The organism is Streptomyces sp. NPDC042002, from assembly GCF_055588305.1.
In genome coordinates, this window is the sequence record NZ_JBVJCT010000072.1 from 1 (window position 1) to 11,172 (window position 11,172).

Below are 11,172 nucleotides of genomic sequence, written 5' to 3' on the forward strand. Positions count from 1 at the left end.
ACATTCCGAACCCGGAAGCTAAGCCTCACAGCGCCGATGGTACTGCAGGGGGGACCCTGTGGGAGAGTAGGACGCCGCCGAACAAATTTTAGAGAAAACCCCCGTACCGGGAAACCGGTAACGGGGGTTTTCTGCGTTTAGGGTCTTTGTTATGCGCTACGAACTGATTATTTTCGACAACGACGGCGTCCTCGTGGACAGTGAGCCGATCTCCAACACCCTGCTGGCCGCCTGTCTCACCGAGCTGGGACACCCCACCTCGTACGAGGACTCCCTGCGTGACTACATGGGCTCCGCCATGCACCGCGTCCACGACCTGATCCTGGAACGCACCGGCCGGCGGCTGCCGGACGACTTCGACGACGTGTTCCACGCGCGGGTCTTCGCCGCCTTCGAGCGGGAACTGATGCCCGTTCCCGGCGCCGGGCAGGTGCTGGAGAAGCTGGCGGCGGACGGCGTGCCGTACTGCGTGGCCTCCTCCGGGAGTCACGAGCGGATCAGGGTCGGACACCGGACGACAGGGCTCGACCAGTGGTTCGACGACAGCCGGATCTTCAGCTCGCAGGACGTCGGCCGGGGCAAGCCGGCTCCCGATCTGTTCCTCCACGCGGCGGAGCGCATGGGCGTACGACCGGAGAAGTGCGCCGTCGTCGAGGACAGTCCGCTGGGGGTACGGGCGGCCAACGCGGCCGGGATGGACGTCTACGGATTCACGGCCATGACACCGGCCGACAGACTGACCGGCGCCACCCAACTCTTCTCCGACATAGGGGAGTTGGCTGACCTGCTGGTATGACGGCACCCACCGTCGGGCGCTGACATTTGTCATGCCGAGCTCCGGACGATCGTTTCTGTCGGCGGGTGGGGTCCGACCGCGAAGCTGAGTACATCGAAACGGGACGTACACAGTGACGACGGAGGGACCCGATCATGAGCATCACCACCACCGGGATCAGCACCGCAGAGACCGCCACCGCTGCCGCGGCGGTCACGCCGACGGCCATGGCCGCACCGGCGGAGACCGCGGGTCCCCGGCCGAGCTTCCTGCCGCTGATCGTGGACGTGGCGGTGCCCGTCGGGTCGTACTACCTGCTCAGGAACGGGTTCGGGATGAGCACGATGGCGGCGCTCGGCTGGAGCAGCGTCGTGCCGGCCGTGCGGACCGTGTGGAGCGTGGTGAAGGAGCGCAAGGTCAACGCCCTGGCCGGGCTGATCCTGTTCGTCAACGTGGTCGGGCTCGCCCTCAGCCTGGTCGCCGGTGACCCGCGGCTGATGCTGGCGAAGGACAGCGGGGTCAGCAGCGCGATCGGCATCGGAGTCCTGGTGTCCGTGAAGCTCGGGCGGCCGATGATGACCCAGGGGATGAAGCCCTTCCTCGTGAAGGGTGACGCGGCGCGGGCCGCGGCCTGGGACCGGCTGGCGGCCGGCTCCGAGCGGTTCCGGACGGCCGAGCGGACGTTCTCGCTGGTGTGGGGCGTGGTGCTGCTCGGTGAGTGCGTCGCGCGGGTCGTGGGCGCCTACACGCTGCCGGTCGACACCATGGTCTGGCTCGGCACGGTCGTCATGGTCGCCTCGATGGTCCTCGCGTTCATGATCAGCGGGCGCTTCGCCGTCGTCCCGATGGAGAAGATGCTGGAGCGGGAGCTCGCCGCCGGGGCCCGGACGGACGGCTGAACGACCCTTAGCACGGCCCTTCCCCGAAGAGCTGAGCAAAATTCATCTTCGGCTTGATCTACCCACGGGTAAGCCGGGGCTCTACGCTCGCCGCCATGACAGATGTGCTGCGGCGCGGTAGGGCCTCTTTGGCGTTCAGCTTTTTCGCTCAGGGTGCCGCCTTCGCGCTGCTCGTGACGCGTATCCCGGCCATCCAGGACCGCTACGGGATATCCGACGGCCTGCTGCCGGCGTTCCTGGCGGCCGTCCCGGTCCTCGCCGGGGTGGGCAGCGTCACCACCGAGCACCTCGTCAAGCGGATACGCCCCAGCCGCGTCCTGCGGTGGTCGCAGCCGGTCGTGCTGCTGGCCCTGCTCGGTGTCGGCGCCGGTGACCAGCTCGTCGAGGTCGCGATCGCCCTGGCCGCCTTCGGCCTCGCGGTCGGCGGCCTTGACGCCTCGATGAACATGCTCGGGGTGAGCCTCCAGCGGTCGTACGGGCGCAGCATCATGCTCGGCTTCCATGCCACGTACAGCCTGGGCGGGATCGTGGGCGCCTCGCTCGCGTGGGCCGGGGCGCACTGGCATCTGCCGCTCTTCATGTCCTATCTGCCGGTCGTACTGGTGCTGCTGCCGCTCGCCCTGGCGGGGAGCCGGTGGTACGTGGACGGCGGCGCGGCCCCGGGCGGGAAGGAGGACGGGGCGGTCGGCGCGGGCGCCGGTCCGCTCGTCTTCAGGCTGCTGCTGCCGCTGTGCCTGGTGATGACGTTCGCCTACATCGGGGACTCGACGGTCTCCAACTGGAGCGCGAAGTACGTGAAGGACGTGCTGGGCGGTTCGGAGCAGCTGGCGACCGTTCCGTACAACGTCTACATGGTGATGACGCTGGTGGGACGGGCCGTCGGGGACTTCGGGGTGCGGCGTTTCGGGGCCGTCGCGGTGGTGCGGCTGGGCTCCGTGGTCGCCGCCCTCGGGTTCGGCGTGGTGGCCCTGGCGCCGGGGGCCGGGGTGGGCATGCTGGGGTTCACGCTGCTGGGGCTCGGGCTGTGCGTGATCGTCCCGCAGACCTTCGCGGCCGCCGGAAGGCTCTTCCCGGGGGCGTCGGACACGGCGATCGCGCGGCTGAACATCTTCAACTACGTCGGGTTCCTGATCGGGTCGCCGCTGGTGGGCGCGCTGGGTGACGCGTGGAACTACCGCGGAGCCATGCTCGTACCGATGGTGCTGGTCCTGGCGACCCTCGGGTACGCCCGCTCGTTCGCTCCCGAACCGGACCGATACGGTGACGTGCATGAGCGGCCGCGCACAGCTGATGTGGGACGAGGCAGTAACGGGATATGACTTCGGTCCGGATCATCCGATGGATCCGGTCCGGCTCGTCCTGACCCGGGGGCTCGTCGACGCCTTCGGGCTGGACCGGGACGTCGACATCGTCTCGGCGAAGCCCGCCGGGGCGTCGACCCTGCGGCTGGTGCACCGCGAGGACTATGTGGACGCGGTCAGGGCCGCGTCCGCCGATCCGGAGTCGGCGGACGCGTCGTACGGTCTCGGAACCATGGACGATCCCGCGTTCGCCGGGATGCACGAGGTGTCCGCGATGATCGCCGGGCAGTCCGTGGGGGCCGCGGAGGCGGTGTGGCGCGGGGAGGCGCTGCACGCGGTGAACTTCGCCGGCGGGCTGCACCACGCGATGCCAGGCGGCGCCTCCGGGTTCTGCGTCTACAACGACGCGGCGCTGGCCGTCGCCCGCCTGCTGGAGCTGGGTGCCGAGCGGGTCGCGTACATCGATGTCGACGTGCACCACGGTGACGGCGTCCAGGCGGCGTTCTGGGAGGACCCGAGGGTCCTGACGATCTCGCTGCACGAGCATCCGCGGACGCTGTTCCCGGGCACCGGGTGGCCCGAGGAGACGGGCGCCGACAGCGCAGAGGGCACGGCCGTCAATGTCGCGCTGCCGCCCGGCACCGGGGACGCGGGCTGGCTGCGGGCCTTCCACTCCGTGGTGCCCGAGCTGATCGCCGACTTCCGGCCGCAGGTGCTGGTCACCCAGCACGGCGCGGACACCCACTTCGAGGACCCGCTCGCCCACCTGGCCGTCTCGCTCGACGCGCAGCGGGCCGTGCAGGTCGCCTGTCACGACCTGGCGCACGAGTACGCCGACGGGCGCTGGGTCGCGCTGGGGGGTGGCGGGTACGCGGTGGTGGAGGTGGTGCCGCGCTCGTGGACGCATCTCGTGGCCGTGGCGGCGGGCCGTCCCATCGAGCCCGGGACGGCGATCCCGGAGAGCTGGCGCCAGGAGGTCTTCGCCCGCACCCGGCAGCAGGCGCCGATGCGGATGACGGACGGGCGTTGGCCGGTGTCCTGGAAGGGCTGGGAGGCGGGGTACGACCCGGCGGACCGCCTCGACCAGGCGATCCTGGCGACACGCAAGGCCGTGTTCCCGCTGCGGGGGATGCTGCCGTAGATCTCACCCGGGTGGGCTGCCGCCGGTAGGACCCCACCGCGCGGGGTGCTGCCGTAGAGCCCACGGCGCGGACCGCTCTCGTACCCCCGAGGCGGACGTTGCCGCCGTGGCCCGAAAGCTGGGACCATTAGGCCAACTGTGGGGCATACTTCCCGTTTTGGGCGTACAGTGCGGCCGGATGCGTCAGCATCGTGACGTGTTGAGCACCGGAGCTTTGCGTGCACACCTGCTGGCCGCCCGGCTGGCCGGCCCCGTGGCCACCTCGCGCGAGGAGAGCCTGCGCAGCTACCGGCTCTTCGCCGCCCGGGACCCGCGTCTGCTGCTCGGACTCGATCCCGAATGGACCTGGCGGCAGCGGGATCTGATCGAGTTGATGGCCGACAAATGCGGAGTCTCGGCCGACCCCTCGCACACTTCGGGGCATGATGTGATCGACCCGGAGCGGACCCTGGCGGCTCTCGACGCCTTCGCGGAACGGCTCGCCGAAGCCGCCCGCCGTCGTCACCCTGTGCTTCTGGGCACGGGTCATCCGCACCGGCTGATCACCTTCTACGCCGCACTCGCGGACGCCCTGTCGGCGGCTGGATGTACCGTCCTCACCCCCGCGCAGGGTAGCTCTGTCGACATAACGACCCGGTTCGGTCTACGCACGTACAACCTCGACTACGTACAAGGTGTCGCGCTGGTGCGCGAACCCGAGGCGGGAGCCGCCGGTCGTGCGACCGGCGCGCACACCCACTCACCGCTCCCGGTTCGGACCGTTCTGGCGGCCGCGGCCGAGTCCGGAGGGCCCCTCCCGGAGCTCGTCATCGGAGACCACGGATGGGTCTGCGGAGCAGGTCAGCTGGGGTTCGAGGCCATCGGTCTCGCCGATACGGACGATCCCGCGCTGTTCGTCGGGGAGGCAGAGGGGCGGGTGTCCGTCGTCGTTCCGCTTGATGACGCTGTGCGGTCTGATTACTACCGACCGCTTACTCGCTATGTACTCAATCGAGCGTGTCTGTCACAGTAGGCGGCCGATGGCATCCCCTCTTCCCCACTCGCATCACCCGCCCCTACATTGGGGAGTGAGCACGCAACGACGAAGAGTCACCGGAAGGGGAAGCCGGTGACCGTCGAGTGCGGAAGGTTCAGGTGTGTCATGGCTGCAGGCGAGAGGCCTCTGAACGAGGTTCAGTTCCTTACCGTGGCGGAAGTCGCCTCGGTGATGCGAGTGTCGAAGATGACCGTGTACCGCTTGGTGCACAGCGGTCATCTGCCGGCGATCCGGGTGGGGAGGTCCTTCCGGGTGCCGGAGCAAGCGGTTCACGAGTACCTCCGTGAGAGCTATGTGGGGGTGGAGACCGCCTGACGGCGTTCCGGGAGACCGTTCGCGATCTCCCGGAAACCCCTCGATTACGACCTCGGCTCTCGGACGGGTAGGCTGGCCCCTCATAGGTCGTGTGGGCCCATGCAGCCCAGCACCGAGTAAAGAGAAGTGAGCGAGGGTAGTCGTGGGCTCTGTTATCAAGAAGCGGCGCAAGCGGATGGCGAAGAAGAAGCACCGCAAGCTGCTCAAGCGCACTCGCGTTCAGCGTCGCAACAAGAAGTAAGCGACGCCGCGGAAACGCGTACTGTGGCCTCTCACCAGCAGGTGGGGGGCCACAGGCATATCCGGCCGCGAAAAGGCCACTCGAAGGTCGGCCGGGGAGTCGGCGCAGAAGTCGAGGAGTCGGCCGAACGTCCGTCGGAGTCGCTACGGAGGTGTCGGCGGGGGCGCGCCGTGGCGGCGGTGGAAGACTCGGCCGCGGCGGTACCGGAGAAGAAGCGACCTCGAAAGACCGCGCGAATGTCGAACATGTTCGGCCATGTGCGCCGCGTACGTCTGTGGGCCGAATGGCTGGGTCTGGTCGTACGTCCACGCCTGTCGTCACTTCGTGCATCGGGCGGTCATCACAGCGCAACATCGACCCGCTAAGTTGGCCGCACACGGGGAACGCGGCAGGTACGAGCGGGGCTACGTCCAGTTCTGGAAGGAAGGCGCTGATCTTGGGGAAGGTCGTGCTCGTGACCGGGGTGGCCCGGCAGCTCGGGGGCCGGTTCGTACGACGGATCCAGCGTGACCCGCAAGTGGACCGGGTGATCGCCGTGGACGCGGTGCCGCCCGAGCACCACATCGGCGGCGCCGACTTCGTGCAGGCCGACATCCGCCAGCCCACCATCGCGCGGGTGCTCGCCGAGTACTCCGTCGACACGGTCGTGCACATGGACGTGACGGGCACGGCGCTGGGCTCCGGCAGCCGGACCACGGTCAAGGAGACCAACGTCATCGGCACCATGCAGCTGCTCGGTGCCTGCCAGAAGTCCCCGACGGTCAAGCGGCTCGTCGTGAAGTCCAGTACGAACGTCTACGGCTCGGCGCCGCGCGACCCCGCCGTGTTCACCGAGACCACCTCGCCCAAGTCGCTGCCCAGCGGCGGCTTCGCGAAGGACACGGTCGAGGTCGAGGGCTACGTGCGCGGCTTCGCGCGCCGTAGGCCCGACGTCGCCGTGTGCGTGCTGCGGTTCGCCAACATCCTCGGCCCGAGCGCGGACTCGCCGCTCGCCTCGTACTTCTCGCTTCCGGTGCTGCCGACGGTGTTCGGCTACGACCCGCGGCTCCAGTTCGTCCACGAGGGTGACGTCATCGAGGTGCTGCGGCTCGCCTCGCACGAGCCGCAGCGGGGCACGCTCAACAGCGGCACGTTCAACATCGCCGGGGACGGCGTCCTGCTGCTCTCGCAGTGCGCGCGGCGCCTCGGCCGGCCCACGGTCCCGTTGCTGCTGCCGGCCCTCAGCTGGGCCGGTACGGCCGTGCGTACCCTGGGTGTGACGGACTTCTCGCCGGAGCAGCTGCGGCTGCTCACACACGGCAGGGTGGTCGCGACGGTCCAGATGCGCGAAACCCTGGGTTATCAGCCGAAGTACACGACGGCGGAGACCTTCGCGGACTTCGCCCACAGCAGGGGGCCCGGACTCCTGCCCCCGGAGGCCGTCGCGGGGGTCGTGGACCGGATCGCCGCACTGTCTCTTCCGGGCGGTGGCCACCCCCCGACGCAGAGCGCCAACTGAGGAGCGCATCAACGATGGCGGACGCCAAGGTCATTCCGTTCGACGACGACCGCTCGCGCGGGGCTGCCGCGCAGCGCCCGCCGCGGCGCCGGGCCGGGGGGAGCCGGCGCAAGGGTGAGCCCGTGGTGGTGCGCGAGGTCCAGCCCATGCCCGGGCGGACCCTCCCGCGGGATGATGTTCCCGTGACGCATGAGGAACAGCCGCCCCGAGGGCCCCAGCAGGGCGGTGCCGGCCTGGAGCAGCGCATCGCGGGCGGTCTGGCCTTCCTGCGCCGCCGGCTCACGGGCGACTACGAGATCGACGAGTTCGGGTACGACCAGGAGCTGACCGAGCAGGTCCTGATGTCGTTGATCCGGCCGATGTACGAGAAGTACTTCCGCGTCGAGGTGAAGGGCATCGAGAACATCCCGTCCGAGGGCGGCGCCCTGATCGTCGCCAACCACTCGGGCACCCTTCCGCTGGACGGCCTGATGATGCAGGTCGCCGTCCACGACAACCACCCCGAGAACCGTCATCTGCGCCTGCTCGCGGCCGACCTGGTCTTCATGCTGCCGGTCGTCAACGAGCTGGCCCGCAAGGCCGGTCACACCCTGGCGTGCTCCGAGGACGCCGAGCGGCTGCTGGAGCGCGGTGAACTGGTCGGGGTGATGCCGGAGGGCTTCAAGGGCATCGGCAAGCCGTTCAGCGAGCGCTACAAGCTCCAGCGGTTCGGCCGGGGCGGCTTCGTCTCGACGGCGCTGCGCGCGGGCACCCCGATCATTCCGTGCTCGATCGTCGGCGCGGAGGAGATCTACCCGATGATCGGCAACGCGAAGACCCTCGCGCGGCTGCTGGGATTCCCGTACTTCCCGATCACCCCGACCTTCCCGTGGCTGGGCCCGCTGGGCGCGATCCCGCTGCCCACCAAGTGGACGATCCAGTTCGGCGAGCCGATCCGCACGGACGGCTATCCGCCGGAGGCGGCCGAGGACCCGATGCTGATGTTCAACCTGACCGACCAGGTCAGGGAGCAGATCCAGCACACCCTGTACAAGCTGCTGGTGCAGCGCAGGTCCGTGTTTTTCTGATCATGCAGTTACGATTCTGTTGATCATGTCCTGATATGCCTGTACGCCGATGGGGGCGCCCTTCCCGAGGAGGGCGCCCCCATCGACGTACCGCGGTGGCCTGTTAGTCGCTGTCCTGTGTGTCGATGCCGAGGCCGGGCAGGAGGCCGGGCAGCAGGGGCGGCAGCGTGACGTCGGGCTCGCTCGTCGCACTGCCCTTGCTGCTGCTGGACGACGGGGAGGAGCTGGTGTCGTCCATCGGCGGGTCGAGCAGGCCGCCGGTGTCGCCGCCGAGCAGGCCCTCGCCGCTGCTGCTCGAACTGGACGGCTTGGGCTTGCCGCTGCTGTGGCTTCCGCTCGCTGGGGCGCCGGTGGCGCTGGGCGACGGAGTGTCCGTACCGGGCGAGCCGGTGGACTCCTCGCTCCTGCCCCGGTGACGGCCGGTGCCCTCGGGGGCGGGCGTCGTGGGCAGCAGCGAACGCAGCGGGTCGACCTCTTCGTCTATGGCCTCGAAGACCGACGAGACCTGGTCACTGACGTCGCCGAGCTGCACGGGCAGCCGGTCCCGTAGTGCGCCCCAGGCCTGGCGGTGCGACTGGGCGAAGGCGGACAGGGCCTGGATGGGGCCCAGCGAGCCGTCCCGTTCGTACGCCTCGTGCAGCAGCCGGTGGCCCTCGGAGGCGTCGTGCTGCATGCCGGACAGGGCGCGGCGGACCTCGCCCAGGGACTCGTGGTCGAGGTGTCCCGAGCGGCCCCGCTCCATCAGCCGGCGGGCCTCGCTCATGCGGGTCGAGGCCTGGTCGAGGTAGAGCTCGCCCCGGTCGCTGTCGCCGTGGGCGAGATCGAGCTTGATGTCCTCCATGCCGCGTTTGAGTCCGTAGAGCGAGTCACCGGGCAGGGCGTCGGTGCTCGCGGCGGCCACACCGCCGAAGGCGCCGGCGGCCACGCCGACGGTGAGTCCGCCCGCCGCGAGCCCCTTGGACAGCCGGGACCGGGGCCGCAGCTTCCCCAGTCCGGTCGCCCGGTGCGTGCCCTTGGCCCGGGACCGCTGTTCTGGCAGAGCACGGTCCGGACCCTCGCCTCCGGCGGCGGTGCCTTCCAGCAGCATGGCCTCCATCGCGGCGACGAGCTGGGCTCGCTGCACGATCTTGACCTCGGGGTCCAGCTCCGGTTTGGGCAGCTCGCCGAGACCGGCGGCGAGGGCCAACAGCAGCCCTTGCCCGGTCTGTTCCGCAGCAGCCCGGGACGGTGCCGACCCATCGGGCTGCTCGGCCGCCGTGCCCTGGTCGAACTCCTCCAGGGCCTGGGCGAAGGCGTCCGCCCGCCGGTGTGCCGATACGTTCGCGATCACTGGCGGCACCTCCTCTCGTCATGACGGTCGGCTCCCCAGGGGGTCCTGAGGGTTGCACCCCCTGGCCGTATCCACACGATCGGGTGATCGGCGATGGCCAAGGCGTGACCACAGGGAGCCTGTATCCCGCACAACGAGCGTCACGGCACTTGGGTTACGGACGACGGATGATCGGACCGCGAAGTCAACAGACTTTTACAGAAGGTGAGTTGGACGTCGCTGAACGTGCGGACCACTGCGGCCGGAAGCGGGTTCAGCGGACGTCGTCGGGCAGGAGTCGGGCCAGGGTGCGGACAGCCCGGTACTGGAGGGTCTTGATGGCGCCCTCGTTCTTGCCCATCACCCGGGCGGTCTCGGCGACCGAGAGCCCCTGGAGGAAGCGGAGCGTCACACACTCCTGCTGCTGAGGGTTGAGCCGTCGCACGGCGTCAAGGAGCGCGGCGTTGGAAAGGGACTCCAGGACGGAGTCCTCGGGGGAGCGCTCGACCTCGTTGGCGTCGAGCATCTCGCCGGTGGTCACTTCCAGCCGGAAGCGGCTGGACTTGAAATGGTCGGCCACCAGATTCCTGGCGATGGTCACGAGCCAGGCGCCGAAGTCGCGCCCCTGCCAGGTGAAGGTGCCGATCCGTCGCAGCGCCCGCAGGAAGGTCTCACTCGTGAGGTCCTCGGCGGTCGCCTTACCTCCAACCCGGTAGTAGATGTAGCGGTACACGGTGTCGCTGTACTGGTCGTAGAGCCGTCCGAAGGCGTCGGCCTCGCCGGCCTGGGCGCGCTCCACGAGATCCATCATCCGGGCGCTGTCACTGTCCGCGGCCGGACGGCGTGCGGTGGTGGCCGAGCCTGAGCGGCCCCGCCTGCCGACCGCCGCGTTGCCGTCGGCCAGGGCGTAGCAAGGTCCGACGGGCGCGGGGAGGGCGAAGGCGGGGACGGCGTACGCGGTGGGGACGAAGCCGCGCAGACGGTCCAGGACCGTTGCGCGCAGCGTAGCCAGGCCCGAGGCGTCAACCCCGACGTGTGAGTACACGGGACTCCCAGAGGCAGAGCTTCCATCACGTGCAGTGCGGGACCTTTCACCCGTCGTGGCGACGGAAGGGGTACCGGTTTGCGTCTGAGGAGAATAACGCTTCGTACAGGCAGCGCTACACCCAGTTGCTAAAATCATCGATTACGTCGCTTCCGAAGCGGATCGATGCCTGTTCAAGTACCGCACGGTGACCGTTTGTTGATCGGATCGGTTCAGGTTCCGTCTGAGTGCAGAGCGTGTTGTGCCCGCCTGCTGCGGACATGACTGGGCCGCCCAGGGCGTGGGTATGACGATGTGATTGCCTCCCGGAGCGGCGCTCCCGTCCCAGGTCCGGACAGGTTTTCGCCCCCTCCGCCGCTGCCCTTCCCGTACCTGGGGCCCCGCCCCGGACCCCGCTCCTCGAACGCCGAAGGGGCCGAATCCTGTGCCCGCGGCCGCAAAACGCGCCGAAGGGGCCGGGGGGGGGGGGGGGGGGGGGGGGGGGGGGGGGGGGGGGGGGGGGGAGGGAGGGGGGGGGGGGGGGGGGGGGCGGGGGGGGTGGGGGT

General features: G+C 69.5%; 11 protein-coding genes and 1 rRNA gene. 10 read left to right on the forward strand and 2 right to left on the reverse strand.

What is annotated here, in order from left to right:
* The 10 genes from rrf to ACZ6KY_RS41825 form a co-directional block, all read left to right on the forward strand.
* Positions 1–83 (forward strand): 5S ribosomal RNA (gene rrf / locus ACZ6KY_RS41780); the annotation flags it as partial.
* 68 nt (positions 84–151) lie between these two features.
* Positions 152–796, forward strand: coding sequence for an HAD family hydrolase (locus ACZ6KY_RS41785; protein ID WP_469315477.1), 645 nt, complete (start codon positions 152–154; stop codon positions 794–796).
* Between the two features lie 206 nt (positions 797–1,002).
* Positions 1,003–1,674 (forward strand): VC0807 family protein, encoded by a 672-nt coding sequence (locus tag ACZ6KY_RS41790; RefSeq protein ID WP_469315482.1) that lies wholly within the window; start codon positions 1,003–1,005, stop codon positions 1,672–1,674.
* Between the two features lie 95 nt (positions 1,675–1,769).
* A complete protein-coding gene (locus tag ACZ6KY_RS41795) occupies positions 1,770–2,993 on the forward strand; it encodes an MFS transporter (RefSeq protein WP_469315478.1) in 1,224 nt (407 codons plus the stop codon).
* Complete coding sequence (locus tag ACZ6KY_RS41800; protein ID WP_469315479.1) at positions 2,944–4,116, forward strand: acetoin utilization protein AcuC; 1,173 nt, start codon at positions 2,944–2,946, stop codon at positions 4,114–4,116. Before ACZ6KY_RS41795 ends, ACZ6KY_RS41800 begins: the two co-directional genes overlap by 50 nt.
* A gap of 196 nt (positions 4,117–4,312) precedes the next feature.
* Entirely contained in the window at positions 4,313–5,128 is an 816-nt protein-coding gene (locus ACZ6KY_RS41805; RefSeq protein ID WP_469315483.1) for a phosphatase, read from the forward strand.
* A gap of 129 nt (positions 5,129–5,257) precedes the next feature.
* Positions 5,258–5,467 carry a helix-turn-helix domain-containing protein gene (locus ACZ6KY_RS41810; RefSeq protein ID WP_093781815.1) on the forward strand — a complete coding sequence of 70 codons (210 nt, stop codon included), beginning with the start codon at positions 5,258–5,260 and terminating at the stop codon, positions 5,465–5,467.
* 142 nt (positions 5,468–5,609) lie between these two features.
* Complete coding sequence (locus ACZ6KY_RS41815; protein WP_003948845.1) at positions 5,610–5,708, forward strand: 30S ribosomal protein bS22; 99 nt, start codon at positions 5,610–5,612, stop codon at positions 5,706–5,708.
* 436 nt (positions 5,709–6,144) lie between these two features.
* Positions 6,145–7,206, forward strand: coding sequence for an NAD-dependent epimerase/dehydratase family protein (locus tag ACZ6KY_RS41820; RefSeq protein ID WP_261704804.1), 1,062 nt, complete (start codon positions 6,145–6,147; stop codon positions 7,204–7,206).
* A gap of 14 nt (positions 7,207–7,220) precedes the next feature.
* On the forward strand, positions 7,221–8,273 hold the full coding sequence (locus tag ACZ6KY_RS41825; RefSeq protein WP_469315480.1) for a lysophospholipid acyltransferase family protein: 1,053 nt from the start codon (positions 7,221–7,223) through the stop codon (positions 8,271–8,273).
* Between the two features lie 103 nt (positions 8,274–8,376).
* Here the strand turns inward: ACZ6KY_RS41825 and ACZ6KY_RS41830 are convergent, their stop codons facing one another.
* Both ACZ6KY_RS41830 and ACZ6KY_RS41835 read right to left on the reverse strand, forming a co-directional pair.
* Positions 8,377–9,603: a DUF5667 domain-containing protein gene (locus ACZ6KY_RS41830; protein WP_469315481.1), complete on the reverse strand. Its 1,227-nt coding sequence runs from the start codon at positions 9,601–9,603 to the stop codon at positions 8,377–8,379.
* Between the two features lie 253 nt (positions 9,604–9,856).
* Complete coding sequence (locus ACZ6KY_RS41835; protein WP_037627370.1) at positions 9,857–10,627, reverse strand: ECF subfamily RNA polymerase sigma factor, BldN family; 771 nt, start codon at positions 10,625–10,627, stop codon at positions 9,857–9,859.
* Positions 10,628–11,172: the final 545 nt, after the last annotated feature.